At 60.2% G+C, this 19686-nt stretch carries 14 protein-coding genes; 2 read left to right on the top strand and 12 right to left on the bottom strand.

Annotation, left to right across the window (positions count from 1 at the left end):
• Positions 1-4: 4 nt before the first annotated feature.
• The 6 genes from AWM69_RS16865 to AWM69_RS16840 are packed head-to-tail and all read right to left on the bottom strand — an operon-like array spanning position 5 to position 4220.
• Positions 5-1675, bottom strand: coding sequence for an acyl-CoA synthetase family protein (locus AWM69_RS16865; RefSeq protein ID WP_218727609.1), 1671 nt, complete (start codon positions 1673-1675; stop codon positions 5-7).
• A complete protein-coding gene (locus AWM69_RS16860; RefSeq protein ID WP_131653678.1) occupies positions 1672-2217 on the bottom strand; it encodes a hypothetical protein in 546 nt (181 codons plus the stop codon). Before AWM69_RS16860 ends, AWM69_RS16865 begins: the two co-directional genes overlap by 4 nt.
• A complete protein-coding gene (locus tag AWM69_RS16855) occupies positions 2214-2468 on the bottom strand; it encodes an acyl carrier protein (RefSeq protein WP_048382853.1) in 255 nt (84 codons plus the stop codon). Before AWM69_RS16855 ends, AWM69_RS16860 begins: the two co-directional genes overlap by 4 nt.
• Before the next feature lie 9 nt (positions 2469-2477).
• Entirely contained in the window at positions 2478-2738 is a 261-nt protein-coding gene (locus AWM69_RS16850; protein WP_048382852.1) for a phosphopantetheine-binding protein, read from the bottom strand.
• Positions 2719-3525 carry a 1-acyl-sn-glycerol-3-phosphate acyltransferase gene (locus tag AWM69_RS16845; RefSeq protein WP_218727671.1) on the bottom strand — a complete coding sequence of 269 codons (807 nt, stop codon included), beginning with the start codon at positions 3523-3525 and terminating at the stop codon, positions 2719-2721. The genes AWM69_RS16850 and AWM69_RS16845 overlap by 20 nt, the downstream gene beginning before the upstream one ends.
• Positions 3501-4220 (bottom strand): beta-ketoacyl synthase chain length factor, encoded by a 720-nt coding sequence (locus AWM69_RS16840; protein WP_218727608.1) that lies wholly within the window; start codon positions 4218-4220, stop codon positions 3501-3503. Before AWM69_RS16840 ends, AWM69_RS16845 begins: the two co-directional genes overlap by 25 nt.
• Positions 4221-4557: 337 nt before the next feature.
• On the opposite strand from AWM69_RS16840, the gene AWM69_RS16835 reads away from it, so the two are divergent.
• Positions 4558-5331: a ParA family protein gene (locus tag AWM69_RS16835; RefSeq protein WP_131653675.1), complete on the top strand. Its 774-nt coding sequence runs from the start codon at positions 4558-4560 to the stop codon at positions 5329-5331.
• On the opposite strand, the gene trxC is transcribed toward AWM69_RS16835, so the two are convergent.
• The 5 genes from trxC to AWM69_RS16810 form a co-directional block, all read right to left on the bottom strand.
• On the bottom strand, positions 5328-5768 hold the full coding sequence (trxC, locus tag AWM69_RS16830; RefSeq protein ID WP_218727607.1) for a thioredoxin TrxC: 441 nt from the start codon (positions 5766-5768) through the stop codon (positions 5328-5330). The genes AWM69_RS16835 and trxC overlap by 4 nt on opposite strands.
• A 142-nt stretch (positions 5769-5910) precedes the next feature.
• The gene (locus tag AWM69_RS16825; protein WP_131653673.1) at positions 5911-7707 is read right to left on the bottom strand and encodes an SLC13 family permease; all 1797 of its coding nucleotides are present in this window, start codon (positions 7705-7707) and stop codon (positions 5911-5913) included.
• A gap of 265 nt (positions 7708-7972) precedes the next feature.
• Positions 7973-9436, bottom strand: coding sequence for a protein adenylyltransferase SelO (selO, locus tag AWM69_RS16820; RefSeq protein ID WP_131653672.1), 1464 nt, complete (start codon positions 9434-9436; stop codon positions 7973-7975).
• 138 nt (positions 9437-9574) lie between these two features.
• Positions 9575-12937 carry a mechanosensitive channel MscK gene (mscK, locus tag AWM69_RS16815; RefSeq protein ID WP_218727606.1) on the bottom strand — a complete coding sequence of 1121 codons (3363 nt, stop codon included), beginning with the start codon at positions 12935-12937 and terminating at the stop codon, positions 9575-9577.
• A 36-nt stretch (positions 12938-12973) separates the two neighbouring features.
• Positions 12974-14716 carry a potassium/proton antiporter gene (locus AWM69_RS16810; RefSeq protein ID WP_048382839.1) on the bottom strand — a complete coding sequence of 581 codons (1743 nt, stop codon included), beginning with the start codon at positions 14714-14716 and terminating at the stop codon, positions 12974-12976.
• 413 nt (positions 14717-15129) lie between these two features.
• On the opposite strand from AWM69_RS16810, the gene AWM69_RS16805 reads away from it, so the two are divergent.
• Positions 15130-15579 (top strand): hypothetical protein, encoded by a 450-nt coding sequence (locus AWM69_RS16805; protein ID WP_218727605.1) that lies wholly within the window; start codon positions 15130-15132, stop codon positions 15577-15579.
• Positions 15580-15649: 70 nt separating this feature from the next.
• On the opposite strand, the gene putA is transcribed toward AWM69_RS16805, so the two are convergent.
• Entirely contained in the window at positions 15650-19603 is a 3954-nt protein-coding gene (putA, locus tag AWM69_RS16800) for a trifunctional transcriptional regulator/proline dehydrogenase/L-glutamate gamma-semialdehyde dehydrogenase (protein ID WP_048382837.1), read from the bottom strand.
• Positions 19604-19686 lie beyond the last annotated feature (83 nt).

Genomic DNA, 19686 nt, shown 5'->3' with positions numbered 1-19686 from the left:
TTTGTTATCCACAGGTTGGCTCCAGCACGATGCGGCCGCTGGAGCATGCGGCGTTGGCATTACGGTAGGCAAAGTGCAATTTGCTGCGCTCGGGGTCGAAGCGCAGGGTCAGTTCGAGCTGGTCGCCGGGGCGCACCAGTTGCTGAAACTTGAGGACTTCCATGCCGGCAAAACGTGGCGGCAGGGCGAGCAGTTGCTGGCCCAGGTTGAGCGCCCAATCCACCTGCACCACGCCGGGCAATACCGGGGTTTTGGGAAAGTGGCCGCTGAAGAATGCCAGGTCCGGCGGGATGCCAAGGGTGAGGATCCATTGGCCGTCGACCTCGGTCTGACTCAGCACCTCGGGCAGTTTCGGGCGAGGTGCCAGCAGCAGCGCATCCACCTGCGCCTGAGGCAGTTTGCCCTGGCTGTTGAGCGGTAATTGGCGCAGCAACCGCCAGCGACGGGGCAGGGCCAGCGCTTCGCAGTGCTGGCTCAAATGCTGGCGCAAGTGTTGGGTCAGCGCGCGGCGGCCATGCTCACGCAGGGCAAACAGGCCGCTGTCACTCAGCACCAGCAGGGCGCCCAGCGATGCCCGCTGTTCATTGACCACGCCCAGGCGAGCCTCAAGTACCCAGTCATGCTTGACCAGCGCCAACTCCAGCATGGGCAGAGAGATGCGCTTTTCTTCCAGTTTGACGATGCGGTCCAGACGGCCGAGCAGCTCAAAGCGGCCATCAGCTTCAATGCGTGCAGCGTCAGCGGTTTGCTCGACATGACCGGCAGGCAGGTAGGCCGAGGCAATGCGCAAGGCGCCGTCTTCGCTTTGGCTGAGCTGTACGTCGCTGAAGGGTTGCCACAGGTTCGGGCCCTGACGCCAGGCGATGCCGCCGGTTTCAGAGCTGCCGAGAATTTCGGTTGGCCATTGGCCCAAACGCTGATGCAGCGCTTGGGCGGCGTCGGCCGGCAAGGCGCCGCCCGAGGAGAACACCCGGCGTACCGGGCTCAAGGCCGGCCAGTCGAGGTTGTCAGTCATTCTCTTGAGGAGCGCCGGGCTGGCAACCCAGGCAAAGGATGCGTGCTGGCGGCTGGCGCGTTGCATGTCTTCGGGGAATGCCAACTGCTGGCGGATAAAGCAGCGGCCAGCGCACAGGGGCCACAGCACACGGAATAACAGGCCGTAGATATGCTGCGCGGCCACGCTGGCGATGAGGCAAGCGTCACCCAGCCCGGAGCCCCACAACTGTTCAAGGGCTTCAACTTCATTGGCCATCTGGCGCAGGCTTTTATCGATGCGTTTGGGCTCGCCACTGGAGCCTGAGGTGCACAGGCTCAATTGGCACCGATCAAGGTCCAGCTCGGCTGCGGCCAGCGGTGTGGCGTACAAGGCCTCGAGCTCAAGGTTGTTGGTCAGCCATAAATCGACCTGGGTATTCCAGCGCTGGCGGGTTTGCGGTTGCAGATCGGCGGGCAGTAACACGCTGACCCCGGCCCGCCATGCACCGAACAGGGCGATGGCCAGGTCGGCTGCATCGTCCAGGTGTACGGCGATTCGTTGCACGCCGCGTTGTTGCAATCCGCCGGCCAGGCGCAAGGCTCGCTCACGGAAGGTGGCGTGGTCCAGCGTCGGGTCAACCGTGACCGCACGGGCGATGTGCCCCTCAAGCAGTAACTGCTCAAGTTTTATCCAATTCATGCCTGGCCTCTTACCTTTTGTCGTATCAGCCATTCAATGGCAAACAGCAACCCCATCAGCCCATAGGCGATCAGGCCGTTGTACAACGTCCACCAGGCCAGTGGGGCCCACAGCGTCAAGCTGGCGGCGACTAGCCCGTTGAGCAGAAAAAACAGGCACCAGACTTTGGTCACCTGCCGTGTGTAATGGATGGCCACCGGTGGCAGCACTGGTTCGCGCAAGCGCGCCAGACGCTCGATCATCGGCGGGCCAAACTTCAGGCTCAGGCCAAACAGGCTGAGCATGAATGTGCTGATCAGCACGGGGTACCAGCGCAGCAATGACGGGCTGTTAAACAGGGCCAGCAGGGCGCAGAACACCAGCGCGACAAGGGCCATCATCAGGCTGCCGGGCCGTCGTTCCCCGGTCAGGGCGCGCGCCAGCCAGAGGCCGCCGAGTAACAGGGCAAATTGCCATGGAGCGAAGTGGGCCATGCCGAAATACACCGCGAACGGGTACAGCAGGCCGGCCAGCAGCAGGCCCAGGCCGATCAGCCGGCTCATGCGGCGGGATGAACCAGGCGGTAAACCGCCTCAACCACGTCGTTGACGGTACGCACCGACTTGAACTCTTCGGCGGCGATTTTTTTGCCGGTTTTGCGTTTGATGTGGTCAATCAGGTCAACGGCATCGATGCTGTCGATTTCCAGGTCCTGGTACAGGTTGGCGTCCAGGGTCACGCGCTCGGGCTCAAGCTCGAACAGTTCGACCAGAGCGGTGCGCAGGGTATTGAAGATGTCGTCACGGGTTTGCATGGTTCGGTCTCAGGCTGCCTGTTTGGCGGTGACAAAAGCCGCAAGGCTGGCCACGCTGGAAAAGTGATCACGGGTGTCTTTGGCGTCGGCGTCTATCTTGATGCCGTAGGTTTTTTGAATCGCCAGGCCCAGCTCCAGGGCGTCAACCGAATCGAGCCCCAGGCCTTCGCCGAACAAGGTCTGGTCGTCGCCGATGTCCTGGGTGCTGATGTCTTCGAGGCCGAGGGCGTCGATGATCAATTGCTTGATTTCAGTGTGTAGAGTGCTCATCTGTGGCGAGCTCCTTAATGAAGTAGTCATGCACGAAGTCATTGAGCAGGCGCGAGGCTTTAGGTGGCGGGCCTTGCGCTGCAAACGTATGTGGATCTATATCGGCCCCGACCCGAAAACTGAAATGCACGCGGCGTTTCGGGATCCGGTACCAGGGTTCAGCCTTGGTCAGCGTTGTCGGCCTGACCTTGATCACCACCGGGGTGAGGATCTTCGCACCCCGTAACGCAATGGCGGCGGCGCCGCGATGAAAGGCAGGCGACTCCCCCGGCCGGGTGCGAGTGCCCTCCGGGAAGATGATCAGGGTCTGGCCTTCTTGCAGCGCTGCGGCGGCGTTATCGAGCATGTCGACGCTGCCGTCATTGCTAATGTACTGAGCGGCACGTACGGGGCTGCGAGTGAACGGGTTTTGCCAAAGGCTTTGTTTGACCACGCAATTGGCGTTACGCACCAAGCCGATCAAAAAAACCACATCAATAAGCGACGGGTGGTTGGCGATGATCATCTGCCCGGGGCGTCCCAGCCGTTCGGCACCTTGCACGTCATAGGTCAACACGCCCATGCGCGCCATGAAACGGATAAACAACCAGAACAGTCGACTGACCGTGTAACGCGCACGCTCGCGATGGCGCACCGCGTCACCTGGCATAACGCTCAACAAGGGAAATATCACCAGCCTCAGACCCACGCATCCGAGCCCGAAGAGCATGAAGCTCAGGGCGGTGGCGATCAGGCGCCAGAAATAGGCATCTCGACGCCTGTTCACGGGGTGCGTTGCCAGTTCCAGACACGGTTTTTCCAGGCGTGCTGGAACGTGGTGGGTTCACCGTGCATATGCCGCAACAGCTCCAGGGCATGAGGCCAGCGGGTTTTGGCCGCTACCGAGGTGCTGGTGGCCAGTGAGAGTTGCCATTGCTTGCCGGGTGTCAGCAACAGGCCCACGGCATACGGAAACGGGACGTCATCGATCCAGCGCGCATACGCCTCGGGCGGCTGTTCTTCGGTGATGATCAGCAACACGGCGGGGGCGCCTTCATTGAGCAGGCCGCACGCTTCGATCAGGCCATGCTCCAGGCCGTCGCCGGCAGCGGCGAGGGCGGTCATTTCGCTAGTTTCGTTGCGCAGGATCGACCACAGGCCAATGACCGCGTTGTGTACCGAGAGGCTGAACTGTGTGGGCGACAGGGGCTGAGCGGCGGCCAGGTCGCTGAGGATGTCGAAGGTTCGCGGGGTTTCGCCGTGGCGAGAGATGAACACCAGCGGCAGCGCCTCATGGCCTTCAGCCAATGGCCAGCCGACGCTGAAGGCCATGCGGGCGAGCCGGCTCAGGCGCCGTCGTTGCATGGCGGGTAAAAACGAGACATCAGGGGCGACATCGCTGGGGGCGATCCCTTCGGGATGCTGGCTCCAGGCCTGCCAGTCGGCCACGCTCTCGAGGCCCGGAGCCCAGGCGCGCCATGCGGCAATATTGAAGTTGATCACTGGAGTTTCATCCCGCCCTGGCGGGCTTCCTTGATGCAAGAGGGCAACATCGGTTGATGCAGCACTCGTAACAGAGTGGCGACATTATCCCGGTGCAGTTGGTTGGTAGCAAATATTGCTTACATTTGGAGTATGGTTTTTTTTGGGACGGCCTAAAATTACTGTCATTTAGCCATTGTTTGTCGGTGAGTAAGTTTCAAGTGCTGCAGAAAGTAGATATGTTCAAGTGCGTTTGCAGATATGGAGACTAGAGCTGTAGTTCATTTCCAGGCGAGGTAGCGAAGCCGCTCAAAGGGCCTCTACACTCAGGCACTCATTGATACACGGAGGTTATGAAATGCGTCGTGTGGTGTTCAATCAAAAAGGCGGTGTGGGCAAGTCCAGCATCGCGTGCAACCTGGCGGCGGTCAGCGCTAGCGAGGGGTACAGGACCTTGCTGGTCGATCTGGATGCCCAGGCTAACTCCACCCAATACCTCACCGGGCTCACCGGCGACGATATTCCGATGGGGATCGCGGATTTCTTCAAGCACAGTTTGTCTGCGGGTGTTGGCTCAAAGAAAAATCGGGTCGATATTTACGAAACGCCTTTCGAAAATCTACACATCATTACCGCCACGGCTGAACTGGCCGATTTGCAGCCAAAACTGGAAGCCAAGCACAAGATCAACAAGCTGCGTAAGTTGCTTGATGAGCTGGCCGAAGATTACGACCGCATTTATGTCGACACGCCGCCAGCCCTGAACTTCTATGCCGTGTCGGCATTGATCGCCTGTGACCGCGTGCTGATCCCGTTTGATTGCGACAGTTTTTCACGTCAGGCGCTGTATGGCCTGTTGGCCGAGATCGATGAGCTGAAAGACGATCACAACGAAGCACTGATGGTGGAAGGCATCGTGGTCAACCAATTTCAGGCCCGGGCCAGTTTGCCGCAGCAAATGCTGGATGAACTGATCGCTGAAAGCCTGCCCGTCTTACCGGTGTACCTCGGCAGTTCAGTGCGTATGCGTGAATCGCATCAGGCCAGCCAGCCGCTGGTTTACTTCGACCCGCGACACAAGCTGACCCGGCAATTCATTGAACTGCACGACTATCTGGATCAGAACGCTTAAGCGCTGATCCCGTGGCTGTGTAGCCAGGCCTTGAGCTGTTGCAGGGGGAAGGCGCCACTTTGACGGGCGATTTCCTGGCCATTCTTGTAGAGGATCAGGCTGGGGATCGAGCGGATACCCAATTGCACCGCCAGTTGCTGATTGGCTTCACTGTCGAGCTTGGCCAGTCGGCAGGTGGTGGCCAGTTGGCTGGCCGCCTGTTCGAACACCGGTGCAAAGGCTTTGCACGGCCCGCACCATTCAGCCCATACATCCACCAGGAGCGGCAGGTCGCCTTTGATCTGGCTGGTGTAGTCGGCTTGTTTCAACTCAAAGGGTTTGCCGGTCAGCACTTCGTTTTTGCAGCGTCCGCACTTGGGGTGTTCAGCCAGGCGTGCGGCCGGGATGCGATTCAGGCCATTGCAGTGAGGGCACGGGATCAGCAGTGGATCGGGCATGAGGGGGCTCCGGTAATAAACCTCTGCAGGTGCGAGCTTGCTTGCGATGCAGGCAACTGGGTTTGACAGGATCACCTGTGATCCTGTCGCGAGCAAGCTCGCTCCTGCACGTTGTGTGAAGCTGAGTTCAGCAGACTATCGGTCAGCCCGCCACCGGTGTCAGTGGCCAGATCCAGGGGATCACCAGCATTCCGACGATCAGCATTAGCACATTCAACGGGACACCGATGCGCAGGAAGTCGCTGAATTTATAGCCGCCAGCGTTATACACGAAGGTGTTGGTCTGGTAGCCAATGGGTGTGGCGAAACTGGCGCTGGCGGCGAACATGACCGCGACCACGAAGGGGCGGGGATCGACCCCCATCTGTTGTGCGACGCCAATGGCAATCGGCGTCAGCAATACGGCCACCGCATTATTGGAGAGGATCTCGGTCAGGATGGTCGTCAGCAAGTACACGAAACCCAGCATCAACAGCGGGCCTGCATTGGGCACCGCGGCCATGGTCTGGTTGACCACGAGGTTGATCAGGCCGACTTTCTCCATCGCAATACTGATGGCCAGCATGCCGAAAATCAGGCTGAGAATCTTCCAGTCCACGGCCTTGTAGGCGTCTTGTACATCCAGGCAACGCGTAGCGACCACGGTCACGGCGGCAATCAATGCCAACCCCTCGATGGGCATGATTTCCAGCGCAGCCAGTAGCATCACCGCCAGGGTGGCGATAATGGCGATGGGCGCCTTGTCGCGGCGATAAGCGCGCTCCAGTACGGTATTGAGGCTGATCAGATCGCCGTTCTCGGCAAAGCGGCGAATCTGCGCCGGCGTGCCTTCTACCAGCATCACGTCGCCAAACTGCAAGTGCAGATCGTCGAGGTTGCCTTGAATGTTTTCGTCCTGGCGATGCACGGCCAGCACGGCGATGCCATAGCGCGCTGTCAGGTCGAGGTCGCGCATGGGGCGGTGGCTGTAACGGGAGTTACGGCCGACGATAGCCTCGGCCACAATCACGTCGTGGCTGCTGATGGTCTCGAAAGCATCGCCGCGGTTGAAGGCCAGCACGCCGCTTTCGCGCAGCTCGACCACATTGTGTACTTGCCCGTGGAGCACCAGCCGGTCGCCGCTGCGCAGTTGAGTGTGGGATTCCGGGCTGCTCAGCTCTTGCTCTTCGCGAAAGATCTTCAGGACTTGCAAGCCACTGCCGCCATTGAGATTGGCTTCGGCCAGGGTTTTGCCGATCACCGACGAGTCATGCGGCACCAGCAGCTCGCTCATGAATGTGCGGGCCAGATCCGGACGCAGTTGCTTGGACAGGCTGTCGCGATCAGGCAGCAAGCGGTTGCTGAACAGCATCAAATAGACAAAACCGACCGCGGCAAACATCAGCCCGGCCTGGGTGATTTCAAACATGCCGAAAGGCGCGAGTCCGGCCTTGCGGGCTACGCCGTCCACCAGAATGTTGGTCGAGGTGCCGATCATGGTCAGCATGCCGCCCAGTACGGTGGCATACGACAAGGGAATCAGCAGTTTGGAGGGCGAGGTGTGGGCGCGCTTGGCCAGGGCAATCGCTACAGGGGTCAAGATAGCGACCACCGGTGTGTTGTTCAAAAACGCCGAAATCACCAGTGCAGTGATCATCAGGCCGCCGAGTACCCGCAGTGGCCGGTCTCCCACCAGATTGCCCAGCCAGTTGCCCAATGCATCAATACAGCCGGTGCGCTCCAGTGCGGCGGAGAGCACGAACATGCAGGCAATCGTGGCCGGTGCCGAGTTGCTCAGCACACTCAGCACTTCATGCGGGGTCAGGATCTGCGTGACCAGCAAGGCTGCAACACCGATCGCGGCCACCACATCGGCGCTCCACTTCTCGCGTACAAACGACACCAGCAACCACACCAGCAAGGCAGCGACGAACAACAGGGGAAGTGAGTCCCAGGACATGGACGTTCCTTAAGCAACGAATCTCGTATGAGGTATCGGGCAACCTGGAGCCGCCACGCGGGCGTCACGATAGTGAGCGTGAGTTATTTCGTCTAAGACTGTTTGGGAAGGTTGATATGCGATTTGGTTATGCAGAGAGGGAATGTGCTGCTCATCCGCTCACAAAGTGTCGGTGTTGTGAGGGAATGAGCGGGTCAGGTTTTGGGAATCTATCAGGCGTAGTGCCGCTGTCATCATTGTGGCAGCGGCGTGGTTCGCAGGTTGTTCACGACGAACAGCTAATCTCCAGATGCTTGCCCCATTCCGGCGGCCGCTCGGCATAGGCTTCCATGCCAGGCTGTTCGGTAAACGGCCGGGTCAGTACCCGATGCAGTTGCCGTACTTCGCTGTAGTCTCCGGCTTGCGCTGCGTCGATGGCTTTTTGTGCCAGGTAGTTGCGCAGGATGTACAGCGGGTTGACCGCATGCATGCGTTCCCGTCGCGCATTGTCATCGGGCGGACCTTCGCGATTGACCCGTGCCACATACCGCTCCGCCCATTCGTCAAAGCCCTTGAGGTCGATGAAGTCATCGCGCAGGCGGGCCACGGCCAGCTCGGCCGGTTGATCCCCCAGGCGGCGGAAGAACAGGGTGTAGTCCACGGCGCTGCCTTGCATCCGTTGCAGCAGGTCTTCGATCAATGCCTGATCGCCGTCCTCAGCGCGGGTCAGGCCCAGGCGTCGACGCATCAGGTCGAGGTAGTGCGCCTGGTACAGCGGCAGGTACAACCCCAAGGTCTCGCGCAGGGCTTCAACGGTAATGAACGGTGTCAGTGCCTGGGCCAGTGCACTGAGGTTCCATTGACCAATGGGGACCTGATTGCTGAAGGAGTAACGCCCTTCCTGGTCGGAGTGGTTGCAAATGAAGTGGGCGTCGAAGTCGTCCAGAAAGGCGAAAGGTCCGAAGTCGAAGGTGATGCCCAGAATCGACATGTTGTCGGTATTCATCACGCCGTGGCAAAAGCCGTAAGCCTGCCATTTGGCGATCAACTCGGCGTTGCGCTCGACGATTTCGCGGAACATTGCCAGCCAGGGTTCTGGCTGTTCCAGGCATTGTGCAAAGTGCTGCGCCAGCACGTGCTCGCCCAGTTGTTTTTGGGCCTCGGGCTGCTTGGTGTAGTAGAAATACTCGAAGTGTCCAAAGCGGACATGGCTTGGCGCCAGGCGCAGCACCATGGCCGCCCGTTCTTGTTGCTCGCGCCACACCGGGGTGTCGGAGCCGATCACGCACAGCGCGCGGCTGCTGGGGATGTCGAGCGCGTGCAAGGCCTCGGAGGCAAGAAACTCGCGAATCGAGGAGCGCAGCACGGCCCGGCCATCGCCCATGCGCGAGTAGGGCGTCATGCCTGCACCCTTGAGGTGCAGATCCCAATGCTCGCCCGCGCTGTTGTAGACCTCGCCCAATAACAGCCCGCGACCATCACCCAGCCGCGGATTGTAGGAGCCGAACTGGTGGCCGGAATAGACCATCGCCCGCGGCTCGGCATCTGCCCACAGGGTATGGCCGCCGAACAATTTGGCAAACACCGGGTCTTCGGCCACGGCGGGGTCCAGGTCGAGCAAGCGCATGGCGGCTTCGCTGGCCACCACCAGCCGCGGTGCGTCGATGGGTTCTGGAAGCACGTGGGTTGAGAAGGTGTCTCCCAAACGGGCGAAACGGTTGTCGAAGGTCAGTTCGTCGAGGGCTTTCAACGGCCATCTCCAGCAAACAAAAGTGGGTAAGCCTCAGGCTCCATGCAGGAGCTGGCGTGTCTCGCGAAGCAGGCAACGCGGTGGTGTGTTGCAGCGCGGTGAGGCTATTGCGGGCACGCCCGCGCTGCTCGGTCGATGTCAGTCCTTGGGCGGTTCGTGCTTGCCCAACTGCGGCTTTTGCACAGGGGCTGGCTCAGTGGCGCCAGGCTCGCCTTGGGGTTTGATCGGTACCACCTTGTATTCCTGAGCATCCATGTTCTTAAGGTACACCTCAATCTGTTGGAACGAGATGTTGATGCTGTGTTTCTTGAACTCGCGGTTGATAAAGCGGTTCACTTCATCGAGTACCGGGTTGCGGTCGCCCAGGTCGCGTACGTGCATGCGCAGCTCATGATCCAGGGTGCTTTGGCCGAAGTTCAGGAAGTACACCAGCGGCTCGGGATCCTTGAGCACACGGGGGTTCTCCCGTGCGGCCTTGAGCAGCAGGTCGCGGACCAGATCCAGGTCGGAGCCGTAGTCGACCCCCAGCTTCAGGGTTACGCGGGTCACGGTGTCGGTGAGCGACCAGTTGATCAGTTGCCCGGTGATGAACGTTTTGTTCGGGACGATGATGTCTTTGCGGTCGAAGTCGGTAATGGTGGTGGCCCGGATCCGGATTTTGCTCACCGTGCCTGACAGGTTGCCAATGGTGATGGTGTCGCCAATCCGTACCGGGCGCTCGAACAGGATCATGATCCCGGAGATGAAGTTGGCGAAGATTTCCTGCATGCCGAAACCCAGGCCGACCGAGAGCGCGGCTACCAGCCATTGCAGCTTGTCCCAACTCACGCCGAGCGTGGACAGGGTTGAAACAAACCCGATGCCGACGATGACATAGGTCAGCAACGTGGTCGTGGCGTAGGCGCTGCCTTGACCCAGGTCGAGCCGCGACAGCACCAGGACCTCAAGCAGGCCTGGCAGGTTGCGCGCCAGGGCAATGCTGATGCCAATGATGACGAGCGCGCCGATCATGTCACCCATGCTGATGGGCACCATGCTCATGGTGGCGCCACTGCCGCTGGTGTACTCGTAGAGGGTAAAGTTGTCGAGGTAGGAGAATACCGAAATCAAATCGGCCCACACCCAATACAGTCCGCCGGCAAAGGCTGCGAGCAAGGCCAGGCGAATCAGGCGCAACGATTGCTGGTTGACCTGCTCGATGTCCAGTGTCGGCTCTTCGATCACCGTGTCATTCCCTTCGCCGGCCTCTTTGGCGGCCTGACGCTTGGCCAGTGCGCGCTGATACGCAAGGCGTCGCGCAGCCACTGCCAGGCCGCGTACGAAGGCGGCTTCGATCACCAGCCAGAACATCAGCAGGTACAGCGTGTTGATCAGTCGATCACTGAGTTTGAGGGCGGTGTAGTAGTAGCCAAAACACACCGCCACAAACAGGGCGATGGGCAGGATAGCCACCATCAGGCCCAGCAGTTTGCGCAAGCGATAGGCTTTTTTGTCGAGCGGGTTATTGAGCAGCAGGCGTATCAGCAACCAGGCCATGGCGGCATAGCAGCCGAGTACGATCAGAATCCCCAGTACATCGTCTGCCAGTGCAGCGGGCTGTTGCTCGGCGAAGGCGACGACCGCCACCAATGCCAGCACCACCAGCCCGAGCCGGCGAACCCACGCCTGAAGAAACTCAACCAGCGGTTTTTCCCAGCGGAAATGCAGTTCGGCCACGCCGCCCGGTGCCAGTATGCGATACGCGGTGTAGAACACCAGCCAGGCCTCGGCCATCTGGATCAACGAAGCCCCGAGGTTGGCGTTCATGCCTCGGGCATCGGTTTGCAGGGCATAGCCGCACAGTGCCAGGGCCATTGAGATTGGCATGGCCAACAGGATGTTGATCAGGATCGCCATCGGCGTGTGCCATTGGCTGTCGCGCTTGAAGTGGCCCACGTCCTGGTGAATGCGGTTGAGTTTCTTGTACAGGAACTTACGCTTCCACAGCAGGGCGGCAATCACCAGCAGCAACGGTGAAAACAGCCACGGTCGCTGCGCCAGGCCGTCGGCCAGCTCGCTGAAACCTGTGGTCCAGGGCAGTGTCACGATTTGTTGTTCAAAGCGGCGAGGGGCTTCTTGCAGCCATTCCAGGTCCAGCGGTTTGTTGCTGGGGATCCAGAACATTTGTTCGTCCAGGGTCGCACGCAGACTCTGGGCGGTGTTGAGCAATTGCTTCTGGTTAAGTTGCAGGGTGATGGTTTCGTTGAGCAGGGCGCTCAACTCGCGATTTAACCGATCCAGCAAGTCGCTGCGGGTGGACACGAGTTCGGTCAGCGTCTTGCGCATTTGCGGCGTCACTTCTGCCGCGGGTTGCGTCGACAACAGGTTGTCGACATAGCTGGTCGGATTGTTGATCAGCTCGCGTTGCTGGTTGACCTCAAACTGATAGAGGCGGATGTCGGCAATTTCGTCTGCCAGGTTTTTGTCCATTTTTTGCAGATGCGGCAGAGCCTGCTTCTGTTTGTAGAGAATCTTGGACAGCAGCAGGCTGCCCTTGAGCACGCTGATCTGCTCGTCCAGCGCCTGATCGCTTTGGGTGACGTTATCCAGTTGCTGTTTGGTTTCAAGGTTCTGCTGGGTCACCTCGTTCAAGCGGTCCGTGCTGCGTAACAGGTAGTCGGACAGTTTGAGGTTGATCGCACTTTCGGTGGACAGCAGGCTGCTGCTGCCGGACTTTTGCGCCTCGATCGATTGTTCGGTGACAGTCTGCTGGGACTCTGCCAATCGCTTCTGATTGATCAGGGTTTGCAGCTCTTGAATTTCCTGATCCTGACGCGTGGTTTTTTCCAGCAGCAAGTCGTGCTGGCTGCTGCTCAGGTCCTGTAATTGACTGTTGCCTGCCAGTTCCTGGCGGCGCAGAGCAATCAGCGCTGTCAGCGAAGCGATTTCGGCATTGAGCAGGTTGCGCTGGTCAGCATTGAGCACCTTACCGTTTTCGCGCCCCGCCTTAAGGGTGTTGTTGATCTGCTGAATGCGCGTCTGGCTGGTGCTGATCTCGGCTTGCGCCCGTTCCGGACGGGTCTGCGCAGCGATGGTCATGCTGTTGGCGCTGGCCAGGGCCTTTTGCAGTTCGCCCTGCTGCGTCGTGCGCTCAGCCAGCAGTTGCTCCAGCTGCGGCACCGACAGATTGTTATAGCGCTGGGCCACAGGCGCTACGGTGCTGGTTTTCAGGCGGGCCAGTTCGCGCTGGTTTTCGCTGGTTTTATGAGGCGCACTGCTCAGTTGCTGTTTGACTTCGCTCAAGCGCTGCTCGTAATCGGCCTTGTTGGCCAACTCACTGAGGGTCTGCTCGAGTACCGCCTGTAACGCCTTTTGATCAGCGTCGGGCAGTTTGCGATCAGCAATTTTATCCAGACTCTGCTGAACCGCTTCGGGGGCGGGCGGTTCGGCAGCCTGGAGCATGCCGACGGAAAGGCTCAGCCCAAGCAGGGCTGTTGCGAAGAACGTGCGCAAAGTTGGCATAGATACCGGTCATACAAGCGTAGGAAAGTTTGGAGTTTAGAGGAACAACCCGGGACCCGGGGCACTTCCTTCCGGGAATCTGACGCCCACCTTGCCTATCTTGTTCCCGTCCATCACCGCGACGGTCCAAATGGTGTTGTTCCATTCCACCTGGTCACCGACGACCGGAGCCCCGCCGACTTTTTGCGCAATGAACGTGCTGAGTGGCAGATCGGGGTCGATGCCCTCAAGCTTCAGGCCATACAGTGCCGACACAGCGCCCAGCCGGGCGTCGCCTTCGAGCACAAAGTCGCCGAAGAACCGCAGGTCGAGACCGCGGGTCGGGGGCTTGCTGAACAGCTTGCCCAGCGCCGGCAAGTTATGTTCGTGACCGATCACGCAGAGCAGATCACCAATTTCGAGGGTGGTACTGCCCGACGGGTGGAGCAGTTGCTGGCCACGAAACAGTGCGGCGATACGGGTACCTTCGGGCATTTTCAGTTCACGCAGGGCAGCACCGATACACCAGTTCTGCGCATCGAGGCGGTATACAAATAGCTCCCACTCGCTGGTGACGTGTACCTCCAGCGCCGCCCGGGAGATGGGTGCAAGATCGGGTGGTACGGTGACTTTGAGCAGCTTGGCGACCCAGGGCAGGCTGGTGCCTTGCACCAACAGCGACACCAGAACGATAAAAAAGGCCAGGTTGAAATACAGCTGTGCGTTGGGCAGCCCGGCCATCAACGGGAACACCGCGAGAATGATCGGTACCGCACCGCGCAGGCCCACCCAGGAGATGAAGGCTTTTTCCCGGGTGTGGAATGCTTTGAAGGGCAGCAGGCCTACGATGACTGACAGGGGGCGGGCGAACAGAATCATCCACAGGGCCAAGGCCAGTGCCGGGGCCGCGATGGGCAGCAAGTCATGGGGGGTCACCAGCAGGCCCAGCACCAGGAACATGCCGATCTGGGCCAGCCAGGCCATGCCGTCCAGCATGTGCAAAATGCCGTGGCGGCTGCGGATCGGGCGGTTACCCAGGACCAGCCCGCACAGGTATACCGCCAGGAAGCCGCTGCCGTGCAGGGCGTTGGTCAGGGCGAACACCAGCAGCCCGCCCGCGATCACCAGGATCGGGTACAGGCCGTTGGCCAGGTTGATCCGGTTGACCATTTGCAGCATCAGCCAGCCGCCCGCCAGACCCACCGTGCCGCCGATACCGAACTCGCGCAACAAGTTGAGCAGCAGGCTCCAGTGCAGGCTGGTTTCGCCGCTGGCGAGCATGTCGATCAGGGTCACGGTGAGGAACACCGCCATCGGATCGTTGCTCCCGGACTCGATCTCAAGACTCGCCGAGACCCGTTCGTTCAGGCCTTTTCCGCCCAGCAGCGAGAACACCGCCGCGGCGTCGGTCGAGCCGACAATGGCGCCGATCAGCAAGCCCTGGATCATGTTTAGGTTGAACAGCCAGGCGGCCATCATGCCGGTCAGCCCGGTGGTGATCATGACCCCGACCGTGGCCAGCGACAGGGCCGGCCATAACGCCACCCGGAAGCTTGATACCCGCGTGCGCAAACCGCCGTCGAGCAAAATCACCGCCAGAGCAAGGTTGCCGACCAGGTAGGCCGTTGGGTAGTTGTCGAAAATAATGCCGCCACCGTCGACACCTGCGGCCATGCCCACCGCAAGGATGATGACCAGAATCGGAATGCCCAGGCGTGAGGACAGAGAACTCACCAGAATGCTTGCACCCACCAGCAACGCGCCGATCAAGAACAGGCTGTTGATGGTCGTCGCATTCAAAGGCAGTACTCCAGGAAACTAGATAGGCGGGGCGCGAGCTGCACATGCAGTCTGCGTGCCAGCGATTCTAACCTGTGGGCTTGGCGCGCTGTCAAAAAGCTTTTAGGGAAATGAACGGCGTCTGTCAGAAGGGCGTGTCAGGAGGGGAGAGCCAATGAGTTGGTATTTTTCCTACGTGATAATTAGATTTAGATGGCATTTTTATCTTGGTCAGATTGTGTCTACTTCGCGCCTCCTCTATTAATGCATGGATGTGTGATGAAGCTCACCCCTACACCTGATATGCCGTTGTCAGACCGGAAAATACCGTCTGATGATGCAAAAAACGCACTGTATGTCGTGTCGATCAGCAAGTTTGTGTGGCTGTATGTGCTGACGGGCAGTGGTTACATTTTTTATTGGTCCTACCGCAATTGGGCATCCTACAGAGCGGCCACCGGCGTCGACATCATGCCGATCATGCGCGGGGTGTTCTGGCCGTTCTTATCCTCTCCCTGTTCGAGAAGGTTCAGAACGGTCTCGAGACGGCAGGGCGTTCGTGCCAGTGGTACCCGGAGGCCCGTGGCTTATTGATCATGCTGCTGGTCTTGATCTCTGTGCTGTTGAGCCCGTTCTTTAGTCCCCTCTCGGGCACGCTGTTTGTCTTTATTGCCGACATGGTGCTGATCGCCGCTGGCACCGGGCTGTTTGTCGGGGCGCAGCGCGCGATCAATCTGCTGCATGATGACCCGCAAGGCAGGAGTAACAGCGTGTTGAGCGTCGGGAATCTGGTGTGGATGGTGCTGGGAGGGCTGTACCTGTTTTTCGTCGCGATTGTCGCGATTGTTACGTTGATGGTTGCGGGGTATTTCGCGCTCACATAGCTGTTCGATGCGTGCATAAAAAAACCGGGCACCTGCGAAAGTGCCCGGTTTTTCAGGGTTCAGCCAGTGGTCAGCCGATGGTCATCAAGCTCGCGTTACCGCCAGCAGCAGCGGTGTTGACGCTCAAGGCGCGCTCAATCACCAGGCGCTCCAGAGCGATGTTGGTTTCGCCCTGAGACAACCCTTGCACACCGACGATGGCGCCAGCGCGCTTGGCCACTCGCTGGCAAACGTCACGCAGCTGGTCACTGTCGCCATGATGCAGCACGGCGTCGAAGATCACCTCGTCCCGAGTCCAGTCGGCTACCCGCGTGATGCGCGCTTGCACCTCTTTTGGCAGACGGGCGAACAGGGCTTTGGCCATGTCGCTTTCAGGCACTACCGCCGAGCTGCCCACCGCCAGTACGGCGGCCAGTTGCGTCAGCAGGTCGCTTTCGACTTCAGCCAGGCACAGTACATGCTCGCGCGGCAGGATGGCGTAGCTGTTGCGTTCGCCGGTCGGGCCGTTGAGCAGGCGGGTGATGCCGCTTTGCGAGTGAGCCGCGAACTCGCTGCACAGTTCGGCAAGCGCTGTGAGTTGCTGGCTGGTCGCCCAGCCTTGCAGTGCCACGAGCGGTTTGCTCAAGGCTTCGCGGGCCTGGGTGTCTGGAGCGGTGATGGCGTCGACCTTGGCGAATGATTGCTCGATCGCGTTGTTTGGACGGGTCGACAGCAGGCGGTACAGGTACAGCGGGCCACCGGCTTTAGGGCCAGTGCCGGACAGACCTTCGCCGCCGAACGGCTGGACGCCGACCACAGCGCCTACGATGTTACGGTTGACGTAGACGTTACCGGCATTGACGTTGTTGACCACCTTGGCGATGGTTTCGTCGATACGGGTGTGTACGCCCAGCGTCAGGCCGTAGCCCGAAGCGTTGATCTGTGCGATCAACTGATCGATATCCTTGCGCTTGTAGCGCACCACGTGGAGTACCGGCCCGAAGATTTCGCGTTCCAGCTCGTCGAAGCTTTCCAGCTCAATCAGGGTCGGCATCACGAAGGTACCGCGCTTGCACTCTTCGATGTCGGCAATGGCCATTTGGTAAACGGTGCGGCCTTTGTCGCGCATCCCCTGGATGTGTTGCTCGATCCCGGCTTTGGCTTCGGCATCGATCACCGGGCCAATGTCGACGGACAGGCGTTCCGGGTTACCCATGCGCGATTCGGCCATCGCGCCTTTGAGCATTTCGATCACCCGATCAGCCGAGTCTTCCTGCAGGCACAGTACGCGCAATGCAGAGCAACGCTGACCGGCGCTGTCGAAGGCCGAGGACACAACGTCGATGACCACTTGTTCGGTCAGTGCCGACGAGTCGACGATCATTGCGTTCTGGCCACCGGTTTCGGCGATCAGCGGGATTGGGCGGCCCTGAGCATCCAGGCGACCTGCGATATTGCGTTGCAGCAAGCGTGCAACTTCGGTGGAACCGGTGAACATGACGCCTTTCACCCGATCGTCGCCAACCAGGCGGGCGCCAACGGTTTCGCCGCGGCCTGGCAATAATTGCAGCACGCCTTCAGGAATACCGGCTTCGAGCATCAAGCGCACCGCTTGAGCAGCCACCAGCGGCGTTTGTTCAGCAGGCTTGGCCAGAACCGGGTTACCGGCTGCCAGTGCCGCTGCCACTTGGCCACTGAAGATTGCCAGCGGGAAGTTCCACGGGCTGATGCAGACCACGGGGCCCAGCGGACGGTGGGCATCGTTGGTCAGGTCGTTGCGTGCCTGTACGGCGTAGTAACGCAGGAAGTCGACGGCTTCACGGACTTCAGCAATGGCGTTGGCGTAGGTCTTGCCGGCTTCACGGGCCAGCAGGCCCATCAGTGGCTGGATCTCGGCTTCCATCAGGTCTGCGGCACGCTCCAGAATCGCGGCACGCTCGGCGGGCGGAGTTGCCTGCCAGATAGGCGCAACGTTCAGGGCGCACTGGATTGCGTTGTCGGCATCTTCAACGGTTGCTTCTTGTACGTGGCCAACCACGTCACGCAGGTCGGACGGGTTGAGCACCGCTGCCGGCGCTTCGTTGCTGGACGCGCAACCGAGCATCGGTGCCGCTTTCCAGTCGTTGTGTGCGGTAGCCAGCAAGGCACAGGACAACGACGCCAGACGGTGTTCGTTGGCCATGTCGATGCCGCTGGAGTTGGCGCGTTCGCTGCCATACAGGTCGCGTGGCAATGGAATGCGCGGGTGCGGCAGGCCAAAACCGCCTTCTTGCGTGGCCATTTGCTCGATGCTGCTGATCGGGTCGGCAACCAGTTCCTGGATTGAAATGGTGTGGTCGGCGATGCGGTTGACAAACGAGGTGTTTGCGCCGTTTTCCAGCAGGCGGCGGACCAGATAGGCCAGCAGTGTTTCGTGAGTGCCGACCGGAGCGTACACGCGGCACGGACGGTTCAGCTTGCCTTCGGAGACCTTGCCCACGACTTGCTCGTACAGCGGTTCGCCCATGCCGTGCAGGCACTGGAACTCGTACTGGCCAGGGTAGTAGTTCTGACCGGCGATATGGTAAATCGCGGCCAGGGTCTGGGCGTTGTGCGTGGCGAATTGCGGGTAGATGGCTTCAGGCACGGCCAGCAATTTTCTTGCGCAGGCGATGTAGGACACGTCGGTGTACACCTTGCGGGTGTAGACCGGATAGCCTTCCAGGCCTTCGACTTGGGCGCGCTTGATTTCGCTGTCCCAGTAGGCGCCTTTTACCAGGCGGATCATCAGGCGATGACGGCTGCGGCGAGCCAGGTCGATCACGTAGTCGATCACGTACGGGCAACGCTTCTGGTAGGCCTGGATCACGAAGCCAATACCGTTCCAGCCGCTCAGCTGCGGCTCGAAGCACAGGCGCTCGAGCAGGTCGAGCGACAGCTCCAGGCGGTCGGCTTCTTCAGCATCGATGTTCAGGCCGATGTCGTATTGCTTGGCCAGCAAGGTCAGCGACAGCAGGCGCGGGTACAGCTCTTCCATCACGCGCTCGTACTGGGCGCGGCTGTAACGCGGGTGCAGGGCCGAGAGCTTGATCGAAATGCCCGGGCCTTCATAAATGCCGCGACCATGGGAGGCTTTGCCGATCGAGTGGATGGCTTGCTCGTAAGAAGCCAGGTATTTCTGTGCGTCATGTTCGGTCAGTGCTGCTTCGCCGAGCATGTCGTAGGAGTAACGGAAGCCCTTGGCTTCAAAGCGCGTGGCGTTGGCCAGGGCTTCGGCGATGGTTTCGCCGGTTACAAATTGTTCGCCCATAAGGCGCATAGCCATGTCGACGCCCTTGCGGATCATCGGCTCGCCGCTTTTGCCGATAATGCGGCTCAGGGAGGAGGTCAGGCCCGCTTCGTTGTGGGTCGACACCAGCTTGCCGGTCAGCAGCAGGCCCCAGGTTGCCGCGTTGACGAACAGCGACGGGCTGTTGCCCAGGTGCGGGTGCCAGTTACCGGTGCTGATCTTGTCGCGAATCAGGGCGTCGCGAGTGCCTTTGTCCGGGATGCGCAGCAGCGCCTCGGCCAGGCACATCAGAGCCACGCCTTCCTGGGACGACAGGGAGAATTCTTGCAGCAGGCCTTGCACGATGCCGGCACGGCCGCCAGCGCTCTTTTGATTGCGCAGTTTTTCGGCAATCGAGGCGGCCAGGGCCTGGGTGGCTTCGGCCATCGGAGCCGGCAGGCGTGCCTGTTCCAGCAGCATCGGAACCACTTCGGGTTCCGGACGACGGTAAGCGGAAGTGATCGCGGCGCGCAGTACGGATTGCGGCAGGATGCTCTCGGCGAATTCGAGGAAGCATTGATGCGCATGATCGGCCTGTACGTCGTCGGCGTCATCACTGTCTTTGCCAGGGATGCCGCTCAACTCGTTCAGGGTTGCACCACCCTCGAGTTTTTCCAGGTAATTGAAGATTGCCTGCTTGATCAGCCAGTGTGGCGTGCGATCAATCGAGGTCGCGGCGGCTTTGAGGCGCTCGCGGGTCGGGTCGTCAAGTTTGACCCCAAGGGTGGTAGTAGCCATATTTTTATCCTCATGGGTGCCACATCTGCGCGGCATCAGCTGGCGGCAAGATTAGCGCTGCACAAGCAGAGGTGCAACCTGGT

The sequence above is a fragment of the Pseudomonas sp. D1HM genome (assembly GCF_019266105.1).
Taxonomy (GTDB): domain Bacteria; phylum Pseudomonadota; class Gammaproteobacteria; order Pseudomonadales; family Pseudomonadaceae; genus Aquipseudomonas; species Aquipseudomonas taetrolens.
Note: the sequence above shows the minus strand (reverse complement) of the source record. Positions and strands in the feature narration are given on the sequence as shown.

What these genes read in the sequence shown, in the direction of transcription:
- AWM69_RS16860 (WP_131653678.1), bottom strand. Translation starts at nt 2,217, where the DNA reads ATGAGCCGGCTGATCGGCCTGGGCCTGCTGCTGGCCGGCCTGCTGTAC.
- AWM69_RS16825 (WP_131653673.1), bottom strand. Translation starts at nt 7,707, where the DNA reads ATGTCCTGGGACTCACTTCCCCTGTTGTTCGTCGCTGCCTTGCTGGTG.
- trxC (WP_218727607.1), bottom strand. Translation starts at nt 5,768, where the DNA reads ATGCCCGATCCACTGCTGATCCCGTGCCCTCACTGCAATGGCCTGAAT.
- AWM69_RS16850 (WP_048382852.1), bottom strand. Translation starts at nt 2,738, where the DNA reads ATGAGCACTCTACACACTGAAATCAAGCAATTGATCATCGACGCCCTC.
- putA (WP_048382837.1), bottom strand. Translation starts at nt 19,603, where the DNA reads ATGGCTACTACCACCCTTGGGGTCAAACTTGACGACCCGACCCGCGAG.
- mscK (WP_218727606.1), bottom strand. Translation starts at nt 12,937, where the DNA reads ATGCCAACTTTGCGCACGTTCTTCGCAACAGCCCTGCTTGGGCTGAGC.
- AWM69_RS16865 (WP_218727609.1), bottom strand. Translation starts at nt 1,675, where the DNA reads ATGAATTGGATAAAACTTGAGCAGTTACTGCTTGAGGGGCACATCGCC.
- AWM69_RS16855 (WP_048382853.1), bottom strand. Translation starts at nt 2,468, where the DNA reads ATGCAAACCCGTGACGACATCTTCAATACCCTGCGCACCGCTCTGGTC.
- AWM69_RS16835 (WP_131653675.1), top strand. Translation starts at nt 4,558, where the DNA reads ATGCGTCGTGTGGTGTTCAATCAAAAAGGCGGTGTGGGCAAGTCCAGC.